The sequence below is a fragment of the Anaerobacillus sp. ABR4_321 genome (genome assembly GCF_056158505.1).
In genome coordinates this window covers 440,456-456,112 of record NZ_JBSWTK010000001.1, presented here as the reverse complement: position 1 = coordinate 456,112, position 15,657 = coordinate 440,456, and the positions used below count along the sequence as shown (strand labels likewise).

The window sequence follows — 15,657 nt, the reverse complement described above, 5'->3', positions numbered from 1 at the left end:
GTAAAGAAACCGGGAACCCACTGGGCCCCCGGTTTCTTTGCCTTTATAGATACCTTCCGATAAAACCAAGTAAGACAAGAACGATGAAAATTCCCCATAGCACTTTTGAAACAGAGCTTTGTCCGCCTCTTGGTCTTCTTCTTTTCCATCTGTTCGGTTTGAAGCGGATGGATCCTGGATCATCTGAATACCGAACCCTCACCATACCTCGATCAACGAAACGACGAGCATTTATTAGTAGCATAGGCGCTAGCGCAGCACCACCTAGGAATCCAAATATATGTCCAAGAATATTGATGTTCGGACTGATGAAGGTCATCAATAGACCGATACCGAGAATCATAAGGATTAACTGTGAGTTAGCCTGATCGATCAGTTCTTTTCTGTAGAACGCCATATAAAAGTAAATCCCAAACAGCCCAAATATTGCCCCAGAAGCTCCAACGTGACTGAAATAGCTGTCCTGGAGGTAAAATGTAGCGATATTAGCAATGATTCCAGCACCAAAGTATCCGATTAAAAACTTTGCCTTGCCGAGCATTTGTTCAAGAGCTGGGCCGAACAAATAGAGTGAAAAGGAATTGAAGAGTACATGAGCAAATCCTGCATGAAGAAAGATCGGTGTAACGAGTCTCCAGTATTCCCCCGCTTCAATATATCCGTTAACTCCCGCTCCCAGGTTAAAGATGGACCGCATACCCAAAAGGTTTATGAGAAGAAAGAGGAGGATATGTATACCAATAAGTGTGGAGATGATAGGATAATAACGAATAAATGAGCGAAAGTCTTCATTTCTCAAGAACATGAAGTCGACCACCTTTAATAAGAAGTATTGAAAAGATGCCTGGTATAGGCTTATCTACTATATAAGTAATTCTAGTTTAGCATAGCTGCTAGAAGAGCACTATTATTATAACTATGGTGCATTACATAGGGTTAGAACAATTGGAGGAGTAAGATGATACAAGGTATAGGCATTGATATGATCGAGCTAGATCGAATTGAAAAAGCGGTTGAACGAAATGAAAATTTTCCTAAGCGAATTTTAACAGAGGAAGAACTTACTCAGTTTAACAATCTTAAGGGCCATAGAAGGATCGAGTTTCTAGGAGGACGGTTTGCTGCGAAAGAAGCATATGCGAAAGCAGTGGGGACTGGTATTGGGAAACTAAGCTTTCAAGACATATCTGTTCAAAAATCGAAAGAAGGAGCACCAGTTATTCGTGGAGCGGGTGGAAAGATCGTTCATGTCTCGATCTCACATACGAAATATCATGCTATAGCACAGATAATTATTGAAAGCTCGTCAAGCTAGTCTGCATATCATCGAGAGTTGTCTCATATATTTTATCACGGTCAGGAGGGACCTGTTGTGAGAATCGTATCCGGGAAAGAAATGTATGAAGCAGACCGGTTTGCCATGGAGGAGATCGGCTTAAGTGGTGCTATGCTTATGGAAAATGCGGGGAAAGCGTTGTTCGAAGCGATGAAGGAAGAGTTGAAAGGTCAAAGGATTGCAGTTGTCATAGGGACCGGAAATAACGGTGGAGATGGTTTTGTGCTTTCTCGATATTTAAAAGAACATGACTATGACGTAGATGTCTGGGTCGTCCCCTCTTTAGAGAAGCTAAGGGGCGACGCAAAGACTCACTTTACCATCTTCCAACGTTCAGGCTTTGAATGGAAAGCCTTGAATCAAGGTAATGAATGGCTCAGTCATCTTGATCGTTATACCGTTCTTATCGACTGCCTTCTTGGTCTTGGACTATCAGGCCCGATTCGTACTCCTTATAAGGAGTTGATTCAGCGTATGAATGAATCGGATATCTCTATCTATTCAGTGGATTTACCAAGCGGATTACGATCCGATGGTGGGTATGAAGGAGAAGTAGAGCCTATAAGAGCTGATCGAACCTATACACTTGAAGCTCCTAAAACAGGTGCTTTCCTCCATCCAGATGCTGACTATTATGGAGAGCTTGAAGTTCTACACATTGGCCTTCCTCGAAAAGCATTTGAGAAAGCGCAATCCAAAAAGATTTGGACCGATCGGGATGTAGCAAGCACCCTTAGTGATCGAGCGGCGTCCTCTCATAAAGGTAGCCATGGAAAAGGGCTGGTTATTGGTGGTTCAAGCGGAATGGCTGGGGCTCCTATCATGACGGCAAAAGCAGCATATCGAAGTGGAGCAGGATTAATCCACGTTGCAGTGCCAGAAGAGATTCTTTCGGTTACAGCTGGTGCGCTGATTGAAGCGATGTTTCAAGGTTGGCCTTCTGAGGGTGGACATTTCAACGGAACTATTCCAGAAGCGCTTTCGTTTGATGGAATAGCAGCTGGACCAGGTCTTGGACGAGAAAAGGGCGGGAGAAAGCTCGTTCAGACCTTGATGGAAGAAGATTGTCTGCTTGTCCTCGATGCTGATGCTCTGTTTCACTTGAGGGGATTAAAAAATCAGCTTTTACAAAGGCAAGCTCCGACCATATTAACGCCTCATCCAGGGGAAATGGCAAGGTTAGCAGATTGTTCAATTGCAGATGTGCAACGCAATCGTTTTGAGTTATCCTACCAATTTGCTCGGGAGTATGGCGTGTATCTCGTGTTGAAGGGGCCTTATACTCTTGTAACTGATCCTAATGGTAACCAGTTCGTGAACCCGACTGGGAATCCAGCTCTAGCAAAAGGTGGATCAGGAGATGTATTGACAGGTATGGTGCTTAGCTTTGTTATGCATAGTAATTCCATTCAAGAGGGAATCAGTAATGCAGTTTATTTACACGGAAAAGCAGCAGATATGCTCGTCCAGTCTGCGCATTCTACGCTTGATGTACTGGCAACCGACGTCATTGAACAGATTCCGGCTGTTCTGCATTCATTTCTGAAACATCATTACGGATAAGTTTTTCATTACGCAGGAACCTTCTTTGTCGTTTTAAATGAGGCAAAGGAGTTGAATACAGTGAAAAGGTTCAGTTCCGTTTTACTTCTTGGCGTATTGATGATGGTCGTGCTTATAGGGTGTGGACAAAAAAGTCAGCAGGATGTGGTGGATTCACTCGATCGAAAGCTAAATGAGATGGATAGCTATAAAGTCAACGCCAAGATGACACTCGAGACAGGTGAGGAGCCGCAGCGTTACGATGTTGAAGTATGGTATCAGAAGCCATCTTATTATCGCGTTGAATTAAAGAATGCGTCAAAAGAACAAAGTCAAATCATCCTAAGAAATGATGAAGGGGTTTTTGTTCTTACCCCGGCTCTGAATAAGAGCTTCCGCTTCCAAAGCGACTGGCCAGAGAATGGAAGTCAAGCGTATCTATACAACACGCTTGTACAGGATATTCTAAATGATTCTACGGCTAAGTTTGAAGCGAGGGATAAAGACTATGTGTTTACAACAAATACGAACTATCAAAACAAAAACTTATCGAAGCAGTCTATTACCCTCAACAAAAAGGATCTTGCTCCTGAAAAAGTTTCAATCATGAATCAAGACATGAAGCCGCTCGTAACGATCGAGTTTTCTGATATGAAGTTCAACGCTTCATTCGATAAAGGCTCGTTCGACATGGAACGTAACATGACGGCTGCTCAGTTAGAAGTACCAGTGATCGCAGCTACGAATGAACCATTCGAAGTCGTGTATCCAATGTATGAGCCACAGGGTACAGGGCTAACTGATGAAAAAGAAGTGTCTCAGAACAAAGTCATCCTAAGCTTCACAGGTGAAAAATCCTTTACGCTTATCGAAGAAAAAGGTGAAGCGGCGCTAGAAACGAGTACGCCAGTTACGATGAGTAATGGTGAGCCGATCGACCTTGGATTTACGATGGGTGTTATGACAGATACAACGATATCCTGGCATTATGATGGAGTCGACTTCTTCCTTGCATCGACCGACCTATCGATGGAAGAAATGGCGGCAGTCGCACGGTCAGTATATGGTAAGACGGTAATTAAATAAGACTTCATGAGGGTTCAGCTGTGAGTACATGGCTGAGCCTTTTTTCAAAAAACAAGATTTCCATTTGACGGCTTGAGTGATTTTTAGGAGTTCTTAAATTGGGGGTTCGCGGATAAATTCTCAGATTAGCGGATAATGGCCCTCGTTTCGCGGATATAAATTGAAAAGCGCTGATAAATCTAATTTATCGCGGATAAAAAGAAAAAATTCGCGGATATCATGCAGATTCCTGCCCTCTCAAGGTTTTAAAAGTAGCATCTTTTATCAAAAACTCCTAAAATAGAAGCCAGAGTGATTCGCTTCTGATGGAGGAAATAATTATGGAAAATCAATCGTTCTATCGAGAGACATGGGCAGAAATTGACCTCGATGCAATAACCCAAAACATTTTATCATTTAAGAAACACGTACCTGACCATGTTTCGATCATGGCAGTTGTGAAAGCAGACGGATACGGTCATGGAGCAGTGGAAACCGCTAGAACTGCGCTCCGAGCTGGAGCGAAATATCTTGCTGTCGCTATTTTAGACGAGGCGCTTAGCTTAAGAAAATCTGGTATCGATGCTCCGATTCTCGTATTAGGCTACGTACCAGCAGCATACGCCGATCTTGCATCTGAACACAATATTACACTTACAGCCTTTCAAAGCGAATGGATCGATCAAGTTTCGGACGTGCTAGATGGAAAAAACCTTCGTGTTCATCTGAAAGTGGATACAGGGATGGGAAGATTAGGTATAAAGGGTGAAGAAGAAGCAAAACATATAGGAGAATGTCTCAAGCGTAATCCTTCTATTATTCCTGAAGGTCTTTATACGCATTTTGCAACTGCAGATGAGCCTGAAAATCCATTCATCGAAACACAGCTCAAGCGGTTTGAAAGGTTCGTTACGATTCTTAAAGAGTTCGGAATCAATCCTAGCTGGATTCATCTTGGAAATAGTGCGGGTTCTATGCGAATTCCGGATCGCATCGGTAATCTTGTTCGAGTCGGTATTTCGATGTACGGACTCATCCCTTCACCAGATATGGAAGAGGGAAAGCCATTTGAGCTAGAGCGAGCGTTTAGTCTTCATAGTCGTCTTGTTCACGTGAAGCAGATGAATGAAGGTGATCCGATCAGCTATGGGTCTACCTATACAACGTCAGCAGGAGAGTGGATCGGGACAGTTCCAGTTGGTTATGCTGATGGGTGGATCAGAAAGCTTAACAAAATGAGCGTGTTAGTAAACGGCATTAAGGCACCTATTGTGGGAAGAATCTGTATGGATCAATTTATGGTGAGCCTTCCACATGAACTACCTATTGGAACACAAGTTACATTAATAGGATCACAGGGGTCTCAAGAAATTACAATAGACGACATTGCGGAACAGCTAGAGACGATAAACTATGAAATTCCTTGTATCATCAGTCATCGTGTCCCTAGAGTATTCATTGAAAATGGAGAAAAAAAAGGCGTAATGAATACAATTTTAAAAAAATAATAAAATATAAACAGGAATTTGCAAGAATTTGTTGAAATAGTTTTGTGGAAAGTTGTTTTGCAATGAGACGCTTACAATGGTAGTATTAATAGTGGAATTATATTATGAGTAGCAGTGCTTCGGAGGTGTATGTTTGTGACAGAGGCAAACAAAAAATCGATTGTTGTAACTCTCCCACAACATATTTTGAATGAGGTGGATGGTATTATTCAACAGGAACAGGTCGATCGTAACGAGTTCATTTCACAGGCCACGTCAATGTATATTCGCGAACGAAAGAAGCGGCAGATTCGTGACGCCATGCGCCAGGGGTACATGGAGATGGCAAAGATTAATTTGAACCTTGCAGCAGAAGCCTTTCTTGTTGAGGAGGAAGCAGAGCACACCGTGGACCGCTTAGTAAGCGGGGTGTAACGGCTTGATTGTCAAACGAGGTGACGTGTATTTTGCTGACCTTTCTCCTGTTGTTGGTTCTGAACAGGGAGGAGTACGTCCTGTCCTAATCATTCAGAACGACATCGGGAATCGTTTTAGTCCAACTGTCATCGTTGCCGCAATTACTGCACAAATTCAAAAGGCAAAGCTCCCTACGCATGTAGAGATCGATGCCAAACGGTACGGATTTGAACGTGATTCGGTTATTTTATTAGAACAAATACGCACGATTGATAAACAGCGTTTAACTGATAAAATCACTCACCTTGATGAGGGTATGATGCAGCGGGTGCAAGAAGCCCTGCAAATCAGCCTTGGGCTTATTGATTTTTAACAATTTGATATTCGCAAACGAAGCTGCTCTAAGAGCAGTTTTTTTGTTTATCTTCCCTATTATTAAGCTGTAAAACTTTTCATGTTTATTAAAGAAGGGAATTTTCTAGCTCTGTCGAAAAGTGTGTTAAGATAAAAGTGATGAAATAGGTGCATATTCGGTAAGTATATTTATTGCGAGTCGTTACTCGTAATGAGAAGATAGAAGGTAAGCACGTTGATTGTAGGGAGGAGCACCATGGACAAGCTAATCATTCAGATTTTGAACGAAAGTCGCCAGCGCATCTATACCATGTGGATGGATGAAATGGACCGAGTACGTGAAGATCATAGGCTGCAGTCGATTACAGACGCAACTTATGAAGATACAAATAAGGAACTTTTTGAGATTATTTATACACACATCGAACAAAATGTTCACAAACCCACTGAACGGATGACAGAGTTTGCTGAGAGATTATTAAAGGTTGGCTGGAGACTGAGTTACATCACACAAGGTCTTCAAACATTCCGTAGAATTATCTTAGCGGTTCTACTCGATGCAGATCATTCGAATGAAAAAGTCTTCAATATGTATGACGAAATCGACCGATGGATCGATCCGATCATCAACCAATTGATAAACGAGAGCGCAAAAAACTGGGAGAACACGGTTTCGATTCAGAAAGTAGCTCTTCAGGAATTATCGGCTCCGTTGATCCCTGTTTTTGAGAATATCAGTGTGATGCCACTGATTGGAACGATCGATACAGAGAGAGCCAAGTTAATTATGGAAAACCTATTGACCGGCGTGATCAAGCACCGCTCTCAAGTCGTGTTGATCGACATTACTGGTGTTCCGGTTGTCGATACGATGGTGGCTCATCATATTATACAGGCTGCAGAAGCAGTGCGTCTGGTCGGTGCTCAGTGCATTCTCGTTGGTATCAGACCAGAGATTGCCCAAACAATTGTTAATTTAGGTATCGATCTAGGACAGTTTCCGACAAAGAGTACCTTATTCAAAGGTATGAAAACGGCTTTAGAAATGACAAAACGACAAATGATCGACCTTGATGAATAGGGGGATATACCGTGCGAATTCCTATTTTAAAACTCAATGAATATCTATTAATAACAATTCAAGTTGACTTGGATGATAAGACTGCCCTGCAATTCCAAGAAGATTTGCTCGAGAAGATTCATGAAACAGGAGCAAAGGGGGTTGTCATCGATCTTACATCTGTCGATATGATTGACTCCTTCATCGCAAAAGTACTGGGCGATGTTGTGCGCATGTCGAATTTAATGGGGGCTAGAGTTGTATTGACGGGCATTCAACCTGCCGTTGCAATTACTCTGATCGACTTAGGTATCATGATGAAAAACGTCCCTACAGCATTAGATTTAGAACAGGGGTTAGAGAAATTACAACAGGAATTGGGGGGATAAGCAATGAATATCCAATCCTGTGTGGAAGTCCGAAACGAGTGGGATATCGTTAAAGCGAGACAGTCGGGTAGAAACATTGCTAAAGAACTGGGGTTCGGTACAGTGGATCAAGCTAGAATCACTACTGCAATCTCAGAACTCGCCCGTAACATTTATCTCTATGCCGGTAAAGGTGAAGTATTGATTGAGCGGACCGAGACTGGAAGCAAGATAGGTTTAAAAATTGTTGCTGCTGATTCTGGTCCTGGTATTAAAGATATTAGAAGAGTAATGGAAGATGGTTTCACCACTTCTGGAGGTCTCGGAGCAGGTCTTCCTGGTGTGAAGCGACTGATGGATGAATTTACGATCGATTCAAAAGAAAATGAAGGTACTAACATTACAGCAATAAAATGGCTCCGGTAAGGAGGATAGGCAAGAATGGATGACCGAGATCTTCAGTATGAAAAATACAAATCTATATTAGAAAACTATTTAGAAGAACAATCAGAACAGACGCTCTATAAAGGACAGCAGTTCAGCAGAAAGATGATTGAACAGCAAATTTCTCCTGAAGAAGCGGTAAGTCTTCATGTTAGCGTCCTTGAAGAGCTCTTTCCTGATTTGCCTGAGCCTCTTAAGAACTCGTATGATTTTCTCCTGGAAATGATGATTGGCTACGGTTTTGCCTATCGTGAACATCAAAGTCTTCGAAATAGACAGCAGCAACTTGAATCAGAAATTGAAGTTGCTGCTAACATGCAGCAGACCCTTCTGGCTGGAAAAAAACCAGAAGTAGATAGCCTGGATATCGGAGCGATCAGCAAGCCTGCCAAAAAGATGAACGGAGATTATTATCACTTTGTGCAGGATGAGAACGATTGTGTAAGTGTTGCGATCGCAGACATTATAGGCAAGGGGATTCCTGCTGCACTCTGTATGAGTATGATTAAATACGCGATGGACAGTGCCCCTGAGCAGCGGATGCAGCCTGGTGCAGTACTAGAGAATTTAAACCGCGTCGTCGAACAAAATGTTGATCCCAATATGTTCATCACAATGTTTTATGGTTTGTATGATTCCAGGGTTCATTCATTTTATTATGCAGGCGCCGGTCATGAACCGGGCTTTTTTTACGACTCGGAAAAAGATCAATTTGAGGAACTCTTCACAAAAGGTCTTGTGCTAGGGGTTTCAAAGAAAACATCTTATCGAGAATATCAGCGAGTACTAAATGGGAACGATATGGTTATCATGCTCTCGGATGGTGTAACGGAATGTCGGTCGAGCCAAGGATTCATCGAACGCGATGAAATCGTTGCTATGATACGCAAATACATTCACCTCTCTGCGCAAGAAATCGTGGATTCTGTTTACAAAGAACTTGAGCGACTGCAAGAATTTGAACTACGAGATGATTTTACATTGTTAATTTTGAGAAGAAAGGTTTAGATTTCTCTCAGACGTGGAATAAGACATTAGTATTCATTTCGTGAAAATATCATTATGTAACGACCTATAAGGGGGAAATGTTATGAATTTGCAGATCAAACAAGAAGATCAAGGAAATACACATCATTTATATATTGCAGGAGAAGTTGATGCATATACTGCACCCCAACTGCGAGAAGCTTTGCTTCCGTTAACAGGCAAGGAAAGTCATGAAACACTCGTTCACCTTGGTGATGTTAATTATATGGACAGTACAGGGCTTGGCGTTTTCGTCGGTGCACTTAAATCCTCCAAAGAACACGGTAGTACTCTGAAACTTCGTGGGATGACATCTAGAGTTCAGCGTCTTTTTGAAATCACAGGGCTTGATGAAGTGATTGATATCGAAGACGTAAAGGGGGGATCAAAGTGATCAATATTTCTGATTTTGTTGAAATGAAAATACCAGCTCAGGCTGAGTTCGTAGGTGTAGCTCGATTAACAGTATCGGGTATCGCGAACCGAATGGGCTACTCTTATGATGAAATCGAAGATATCAAAATTGCGTTATCAGAAGCATGTACGAATGCTGTTAATCACGCTTATAAAGAAGACGAAAAAGGACAGATCACGATCGGTTATGGAATTTACGAAGACCGACTTGAAATGATGGTTCTAGATCGTGGACAAAGTTTTGATTACTCTAAGGTCTCAGAGAAGCTCGGACCTGTTGATAGTGAGAAATCCATTGACCAACTCAGTGAAGGAGGATTAGGGCTCTTTCTTATAGAATCGCTGATGGACAAAGTGGAAATCAGTGGAGAGGATGGGGTTGTTGTCATGATGACGAAGTTCCTCCACAGAGATGGGGTGGAAGTAGATGCCAGCACAATCTCATCAACCCCAAAATAAAGACAACAAAAATGAAGTATACGAATGGATTGAACAATATCAAAATGACCCGACGAATGAAGAGGTTCAGCTTAAATTAGTCGAACGGTACGAAGATTTAGTTCAATCACTGGCACGAAAGTTCTCAAAAGGGAAAAGCATTCATGACGATCTATCTCAAGTGGGCATGATCGGATTGCTAGCAGCACTTCGACGTTTTGATCCTTCTTTCGGAAGAAGTTTTGAGTCGTTCGCAGTCCCAACAATCGTTGGGGAGATCAAGCGATTCATTCGTGACAAAACTTGGAGTGTACATGTTCCGAGAAGAATTAAAGAGCTTGGCCCGCGCATTAAGAAAGCTGTAGAGGACCTTACAAACGAATTGCAACGTTCGCCAAAAGTAGATGAGTTGGCTGAATACCTAAATGTATCTGAAGAAGAAGTACTTGAAACGATGGAAATGGGCAAAAGCTACCAAGCATTGTCTGTTGACAGTTCGATCGAGGCAGATCAAGAAGGCAGTACAGTTACACTCCTCGATTTGGTTGGAGACCAAGAGCAAGGCTTTGATCTTGTTGACCAGCAAATGGTTCTTAAAAAGGCGTTTGCTGTATTGAGCGAGCGAGAGCAAGAAATATTAAACTGTACGTATTTCGAGAACATGAGCCAGAAAGAAACCGGCGAAAAATTAGGCATCTCCCAAATGCATGTTTCTCGATTACAGCGTAGGGCTCTAGAAAAGCTGAGGCAGGCAATTCGTATTGAACCTACGGAGGCCTTTTAGATATGTTTGAACAACACGAATTTGACCAGTTGACTGTTGCAGCATATCAAAAGCCGAAAGATGGCAATCAGATGTGTGGAGATAGCTACTTCGTGGAAGAAACGGAAGAGCATTTCATCTGTGCAGTAGCTGATGGACTTGGAAGCGGCGATCTAGCAAGAGATTCGTCGCTCGCCGCTATTAACGTCGTTAAAGAACATCAGGATAAAGATGTAGAGACATTGATGAAGCTCGCGAATGAAGAGATGAGAGGAAAAAGAGGATGTGTGTTATCAGTATTTAAGTTGAATCTTCAAACACGACAAATGGAGTTCAGCGGCATCGGTAACATCAACTTGATTGTTTTCCACCCTGATGGTCGCGTTATTCGCCCGATATCCTATTCAGGCTATCTTTCAGGAAAGCTTCAAAAAGTGAAAGTCCAAACAATAGAATACCCAAAAGGTTCTTCGTTCGTTACGTTTTCTGATGGCGTTCAAATCAGTTCAAGAAACCATGCGATGATTGCGAAGTTTGACACAGTGGAAGAGTCCTTCCGCCACTTAACAAATGCATTACCCCCTACGAATGATGACGTGACATTACTCGTAGGCAAACCTGTCTAAATAAAAGTTCTTCCGTAACGATGGAAGGCTTTTTTATTTTGGATAGACTTTTATCAAAGGGTCTATTCCTGTAAACTTATACTACTATGTTTTTGATAAGGAGGAATGGATTTGGGAATTACCGCAGAAAAACAACCGGAACTTTTTAATAAAGTAGGACAAAAGCTGAAGATATCAGAGGAGCGTGTACGTCAGGTCATCACACTTTTAGATGATGGAAACACTGTTCCGTTCATTGCGAGATACAGAAAAGAACTCACAGGTGGTCTTGATGAGGTTGAGTTAAGAGAGATTCAAGAGTCTTGGACATATCTCCAAAACCTCGAAAACCGAAAAGAAGAAGTCATTCGTCTTATTGAAGAACAAGGCAAGCTAACAGATGAGTTGAAAGGTAAGTTAGTAAAAGCAGCAAAACTTCAGGAAGTCGAAGACCTTTATCGTCCGTACAAACAAAAGAAGCGTACACGAGCTACTGTTGCAAAAGAAAAAGGATTAGAGCCTTTAGCGGAATGGTTATTGAATGATGGAAAAGGTAATCCAGAAGAAAAAGCTGCAACGTTTATCTCTGAGGAAAATGAAGTGGCGACAATAGAAGATGCGCTTCAAGGTGCAAAAGACATCATCGCAGAATGGATTTCTGATGATGCGGAAGCGAGAAAGTGGATCAGAGCGAAAACATTTCAAAACGGGACGCTTCAAACAAAAGTGAAGTCTGAGGAAGATGACCCTAAGAAAATCTTTGAAATGTACTACGAGTACCAGGAAGGAATCGCAAAGATTGTTCCTCACCGTGTGCTCGCCATCAACAGAGGAGAGAAAGAAGGTGTCATAAAGGCTTCGGTCGCTTCACCTACTGACACAATCTTTGAATACCTACGTAAAAAACTAATTCGTCAAGAGAGCGAAAGTGTTTCTATATTAGAAGAAACAATTGAAGATGCGTATAAACGTTTGATTCAGCCTTCCGTAGAAAGAGAAATTCGTAAGGAACTTACAGAAGTGGCAGAAGACCAAGCGATACATATCTTCTCAGAAAACTTAAAGCATCTATTGCTTCAGCCGCCTCTAAAAGGAAAGCGAGTACTTGGATTAGATCCGGCTTATCGAACAGGTTGTAAACTTGCAGTCGTTGATGATACAGGGAAGATGCTCCATGTTTCTGTTATTTATCCAACTCCACCTCGATCAGAGGTTGAAAAATCGAAAGAAATCGTCAAAAAGCTGATTAAAGAATTCGATATTGAGATGATCGCAATTGGAAATGGTACGGCCTCAAGAGAGTCGGAGCAGTTCGTTGCAGAGGTTATTAAAGAAGTAGATGATGAAGTCGTGTACTTAATCGCCAATGAAGCTGGAGCGAGTGTGTACTCTGCATCAGATCTTGCAAGAGAGGAGTTTCCTTCCCTTCAAGTAGAAGAGCGCTCAGCTGTTTCGATCGCAAGGCGCGTTCAAGATCCACTAGCGGAATTAGTGAAAATTGATCCCAAGTCAGTAGGTGTTGGCCAATACCAACACGATGTTTCACAAAAGAAGCTGAATGATCAACTGACGTTCGTAGTAGAAACAGCAGTAAACCAGGTAGGCGTGAATGTGAACACTGCTTCTGTGTCTCTCCTCCAATATGTTGCCGGACTTTCTAAATCGGTCGCAAGTAATATTGTGAAAAGAAGAGAGGAAGAAGGGAAGTTCACAAGCCGCGTTCAGTTGAAGAAGGTTCCGAGGCTTGGAGCGAAAACCTATGAGCAGTGTATTGGTTTCCTACGAATAATGGAAGGAAAGCAACCACTTGATCAAACAGAGATTCATCCTGAAAGCTATGATGTGACGAAAGCATTGCTTGTCCAAATCGGGTGTGACCCAAATGACATTGGTTCAGATAAACTTGTTCAAGCACTTTCCACCCTTTCGATTAAAGAAACAGCACAGGCTCTTGAAATTGGTGAGCCTACTTTAAAAGACATCATTAAATCACTTCAAAAGCCTGGAAGAGATCCTCGTGATGAACTTGCAAAACCACTATTGAAAACGGACGTCTTAAAAATGGAAGACCTTGAAAAAGGAATGGAGTTAGAAGGTACGGTACGGAATGTCGTTGATTTTGGCGCGTTCGTCGACATCGGTGTCAAACAAGATGGACTCGTGCACATCTCAAAGTTATCAAACCGCTACGTTAAAAACCCGATGGATATCGTGCACGTCGGTCAGGTTGTGACTGTCTGGGTAGACAGTGTCGATCTTCAAAAGGAAAGAATCGCTCTTACAATGTTACAACCATCATAAGCACTGCCCTTAGGGGCGGTGTTTTCTTTTGTAGAAAAACCAGCACTGATTTAACAATTTGATTTGGTAGCGGTCTTTCTGTAAATAAGCCTGTTGAAGCTGTCTCTTAAACCAGACAGGCATCAGGATCTCCTCCTTTTAATCTCGTGACACATTTGATAAGATGCTGTAAATTAGTTTATGAAATACTGCTTGTAAGTGTTCGAATCACAGGAGGGGCGTTTATGGATAACAAAAGCCTGCAGCTAATGGTAGAAAAAACATCACTTGAATCATTCGGATTGCCTTTCCTTCACGAAGCAACGTTTAATCCACGTTTACGAACAACGGGCGGTCGGTATTTATTAAGATCTCATAATCTCGAATTCAACCCTAAGCATTATGAGGAGTACGGTTTTGATGAGCTGATCGGTATCATCAAGCATGAGCTCTGTCATTACCACCTTCATCTTCAAGGGAAAGGATACAAACATAAGGATCGAGATTTCAAAGCACTCCTGAATCGTGTAGGCGGCTCGAGATACTGTCAGGCTGTTCCTGGCCAAAGGCGTACGGAGAAAATCAAACACATCTATCAATGTTCGAATTGCAAGACCTCCTACAAACGAAAAAGGAGAATAGATACGGCGAGGTTTGTCTGTGGGAAATGCAGGGGGAAACTCTTATTAACTTCTTCTAATTAATTATTGACGGTGTAAAAGCTATGTGTTAAATTAATATAGTCTCTTTGAGAGACTTGTCCGAAACGCATCATTAGCTTCTCAAAAACAGCCAAAAAAACTTTTGAGAATATGTTGACTTTGCTTTCTGGATGGGTTATTATATTAAATGTCGCCGATAACGACGGCAACAACAAACAACATATTATTCCACAGTAGCTCAGTGGTAGAGCTATCGGCTGTTAACCGATCGGTCGTAGGTTCGAATCCTACCTGTGGAGCCAAACGGAGAAGTACCCAAGTGGCTGAAGGGGCGCCCCTGCTAAGGGTGTAGGTCGCGTGAGCGGCGCGAGGGTTCAAATCCCTCCTTCTCCGCCATTTTTATGGCCCGTTGGTCAAGCGGTTAAGACACCGCCCTTTCACGGCGGTAACACGGGTTCGAATCCCGTACGGGTCACCATTTTTATTCGAACAATGAACAACAAAAACAATAGCATGATAAGGTCCCGTGGTGTAGCGGTTAACATGCCTGCCTGTCACGCAGGAGATCGCGGGTTCGATTCCCGTCGGGACCGCCATTTATTTTCACATCGATATTGGGCTATAGCCAAGCGGTAAGGCAACGGATTTTGATTCCGTCATGCGCTGGTTCGAATCCAGCTAGCCCAGCCATTATCGAGCCATTAGCTCAGTTGGTAGAGCATCTGACTTTTAATCAGAGGGTCGAAGGTTCGAGTCCTTCATGGCTCACCATTTTCATGCGGGTGTGGCGGAATTGGCAGACGCGCTAGACTTAGGATCTAGTGTCTTACGACGTGGGGGTTCGAGTCCCTTCACCCGCACCAATTCAAACAAAGAAATACGTTTTCGCGGTTGTGGCGGAATGGCAGACGCGCTAGCTTGAGGGGCTAGTGGGGGAGACCCCGTGGAGGTTCGAGTCCTCTCAACCGCACCAACTATATAATGCGCCCGTAGCTCAATTGGATAGAGCGTCTGACTACGGATCAGAAGGTTAGGGGTTCGACTCCTCTCGGGCGCGCCATTTTTAATAACATAGTCGGGAAGTAGCTCAGCTTGGCAGAGCACTTGGTTTGGGACCAAGGGGTCGCAGGTTCAAATCCTGTCTTCCCGACCATCTAGAAATGCGGGTGTAGTTTAGTGGTAAAACCTCAGCCTTCCAAGCTGATGTCGTGGGTTCGATTCCCATCACCCGCTCCATAAAGATGGGCCTGTAGCTCAGCTGGTTAGAGCGCACGCCTGATAAGCGTGAGGTCGGTGGTTCGAGTCCACTCAGGCCCACCATCTTTCTTAAAAAAAGGTGTTGACGCGACTTCGCAAGATGTGATACATTAGTAAAGTCGCTGAAAACGACATCGAA

The 15,657-nt window shown here is 42.8% G+C and carries 18 protein-coding genes and 12 tRNA genes; 28 read left to right on the top strand and 2 right to left on the bottom strand.

What is annotated here, in order from left to right; translation table 11 throughout:
* Positions 1–43 precede the first annotated feature (43 nt).
* On the bottom strand, positions 44–805 hold the full coding sequence (locus ACXADT_RS02480; protein ID WP_270182836.1) for a rhomboid family intramembrane serine protease: 762 nt from the start codon (positions 803–805) through the stop codon (positions 44–46).
* A gap of 153 nt (positions 806–958) precedes the next feature.
* Here ACXADT_RS02480 and acpS point away from each other — a divergent pair, with 153 nt between their 5' ends.
* From acpS to ACXADT_RS02405, 15 genes are all read left to right on the top strand, one after another.
* Positions 959–1,315: a holo-ACP synthase gene (acpS, locus tag ACXADT_RS02475; protein WP_474833149.1), complete on the top strand. Its 357-nt coding sequence runs from the start codon at positions 959–961 to the stop codon at positions 1,313–1,315.
* 57 nt (positions 1,316–1,372) lie between these two features.
* Positions 1,373–2,899, top strand: coding sequence for an NAD(P)H-hydrate dehydratase (locus ACXADT_RS02470; protein ID WP_474833147.1), 1,527 nt, complete (start codon positions 1,373–1,375; stop codon positions 2,897–2,899).
* 60 nt (positions 2,900–2,959) lie between these two features.
* Positions 2,960–3,964 carry a LolA family protein gene (locus ACXADT_RS02465; RefSeq protein WP_474833145.1) on the top strand — a complete coding sequence of 335 codons (1,005 nt, stop codon included), beginning with the start codon at positions 2,960–2,962 and terminating at the stop codon, positions 3,962–3,964.
* Positions 3,965–4,284: 320 nt separating this feature from the next.
* Entirely contained in the window at positions 4,285–5,451 is a 1,167-nt protein-coding gene (gene alr / locus ACXADT_RS02460) for an alanine racemase (RefSeq protein ID WP_474833144.1), read from the top strand.
* Between the two features lie 129 nt (positions 5,452–5,580).
* Positions 5,581–5,865 (top strand): CopG family ribbon-helix-helix protein, encoded by a 285-nt coding sequence (locus tag ACXADT_RS02455; RefSeq protein WP_270182831.1) that lies wholly within the window; start codon positions 5,581–5,583, stop codon positions 5,863–5,865.
* A gap of 4 nt (positions 5,866–5,869) precedes the next feature.
* Complete coding sequence (gene ndoA, locus ACXADT_RS02450) at positions 5,870–6,220, top strand: type II toxin-antitoxin system endoribonuclease NdoA (protein ID WP_048312992.1); 351 nt, start codon at positions 5,870–5,872, stop codon at positions 6,218–6,220.
* 237 nt (positions 6,221–6,457) lie between these two features.
* The gene (locus ACXADT_RS02445) at positions 6,458–7,282 is read left to right on the top strand and encodes an STAS domain-containing protein (RefSeq protein WP_270182830.1); all 825 of its coding nucleotides are present in this window, start codon (positions 6,458–6,460) and stop codon (positions 7,280–7,282) included.
* A gap of 11 nt (positions 7,283–7,293) precedes the next feature.
* The gene (locus ACXADT_RS02440) at positions 7,294–7,650 is read left to right on the top strand and encodes an STAS domain-containing protein (protein ID WP_224885320.1); all 357 of its coding nucleotides are present in this window, start codon (positions 7,294–7,296) and stop codon (positions 7,648–7,650) included.
* A 3-nt stretch (positions 7,651–7,653) separates the two neighbouring features.
* Positions 7,654–8,055 carry an anti-sigma regulatory factor gene (locus ACXADT_RS02435; protein ID WP_474814550.1) on the top strand — a complete coding sequence of 134 codons (402 nt, stop codon included), beginning with the start codon at positions 7,654–7,656 and terminating at the stop codon, positions 8,053–8,055.
* 15 nt (positions 8,056–8,070) lie between these two features.
* Positions 8,071–9,081, top strand: a complete 1,011-nt coding sequence (locus ACXADT_RS02430; RefSeq protein WP_474814548.1) for a SpoIIE family protein phosphatase — start codon at positions 8,071–8,073, stop codon at positions 9,079–9,081.
* Between the two features lie 82 nt (positions 9,082–9,163).
* Positions 9,164–9,493 carry an STAS domain-containing protein gene (locus tag ACXADT_RS02425; protein WP_270182827.1) on the top strand — a complete coding sequence of 110 codons (330 nt, stop codon included), beginning with the start codon at positions 9,164–9,166 and terminating at the stop codon, positions 9,491–9,493.
* 23 nt (positions 9,494–9,516) lie between these two features.
* The gene (gene rsbW, locus ACXADT_RS02420; protein WP_442865232.1) at positions 9,517–9,972 is read left to right on the top strand and encodes an anti-sigma B factor RsbW; all 456 of its coding nucleotides are present in this window, start codon (positions 9,517–9,519) and stop codon (positions 9,970–9,972) included.
* The gene (gene sigB, locus ACXADT_RS02415; protein ID WP_270182826.1) at positions 9,941–10,735 is read left to right on the top strand and encodes an RNA polymerase sigma factor SigB; all 795 of its coding nucleotides are present in this window, start codon (positions 9,941–9,943) and stop codon (positions 10,733–10,735) included. The genes rsbW and sigB overlap by 32 nt, the downstream gene beginning before the upstream one ends.
* A gap of 2 nt (positions 10,736–10,737) precedes the next feature.
* The gene (locus ACXADT_RS02410) at positions 10,738–11,340 is read left to right on the top strand and encodes a SpoIIE family protein phosphatase (RefSeq protein ID WP_270182825.1); all 603 of its coding nucleotides are present in this window, start codon (positions 10,738–10,740) and stop codon (positions 11,338–11,340) included.
* Between the two features lie 105 nt (positions 11,341–11,445).
* On the top strand, positions 11,446–13,620 hold the full coding sequence (locus ACXADT_RS02405; protein ID WP_474833143.1) for a Tex family protein: 2,175 nt from the start codon (positions 11,446–11,448) through the stop codon (positions 13,618–13,620).
* 9 nt (positions 13,621–13,629) lie between these two features.
* Here ACXADT_RS02405 and cmpA read toward each other — a convergent pair whose 3' ends face one another.
* Positions 13,630–13,743, bottom strand: a complete 114-nt coding sequence (gene cmpA / locus ACXADT_RS02400) for a cortex morphogenetic protein CmpA (RefSeq protein WP_270182823.1) — start codon at positions 13,741–13,743, stop codon at positions 13,630–13,632.
* A gap of 101 nt (positions 13,744–13,844) precedes the next feature.
* Between cmpA and ACXADT_RS02395 the strand changes: the two genes are divergently transcribed.
* The 13 genes from ACXADT_RS02395 to ACXADT_RS02335 all read left to right on the top strand — a co-directional run bounded on the left by ACXADT_RS02395 (position 13,845) and on the right by ACXADT_RS02335 (position 15,581).
* Positions 13,845–14,303, top strand: coding sequence for a SprT family protein (locus tag ACXADT_RS02395; protein ID WP_270182822.1), 459 nt, complete (start codon positions 13,845–13,847; stop codon positions 14,301–14,303).
* 185 nt (positions 14,304–14,488) lie between these two features.
* Positions 14,489–14,563 (top strand) — tRNA-Asn (locus ACXADT_RS02390).
* Positions 14,564–14,566: 3 nt separating this feature from the next.
* Positions 14,567–14,657 (top strand) — tRNA-Ser (locus tag ACXADT_RS02385).
* Positions 14,658–14,664: 7 nt separating this feature from the next.
* Positions 14,665–14,739 (top strand) — tRNA-Glu (locus ACXADT_RS02380).
* A gap of 42 nt (positions 14,740–14,781) precedes the next feature.
* Positions 14,782–14,857 (top strand) — tRNA-Asp (locus ACXADT_RS02375).
* Between the two features lie 19 nt (positions 14,858–14,876).
* Positions 14,877–14,951: transfer RNA gene (locus ACXADT_RS02370), tRNA-Gln, on the top strand.
* 5 nt (positions 14,952–14,956) lie between these two features.
* A tRNA-Lys gene (locus ACXADT_RS02365) sits at positions 14,957–15,032 on the top strand.
* A gap of 7 nt (positions 15,033–15,039) precedes the next feature.
* Positions 15,040–15,124 (top strand) — tRNA-Leu (locus ACXADT_RS02360).
* A gap of 24 nt (positions 15,125–15,148) precedes the next feature.
* Positions 15,149–15,234, top strand: a tRNA-Leu gene (locus ACXADT_RS02355).
* Between the two features lie 10 nt (positions 15,235–15,244).
* A tRNA-Arg gene (locus tag ACXADT_RS02350) sits at positions 15,245–15,321 on the top strand.
* Positions 15,322–15,337: 16 nt separating this feature from the next.
* Positions 15,338–15,414: transfer RNA gene (locus ACXADT_RS02345), tRNA-Pro, on the top strand.
* Positions 15,415–15,423: 9 nt separating this feature from the next.
* A tRNA-Gly gene (locus tag ACXADT_RS02340) sits at positions 15,424–15,497 on the top strand.
* Positions 15,498–15,504: 7 nt separating this feature from the next.
* Positions 15,505–15,581: transfer RNA gene (locus ACXADT_RS02335), tRNA-Ile, on the top strand.
* Positions 15,582–15,657: the final 76 nt, after the last annotated feature.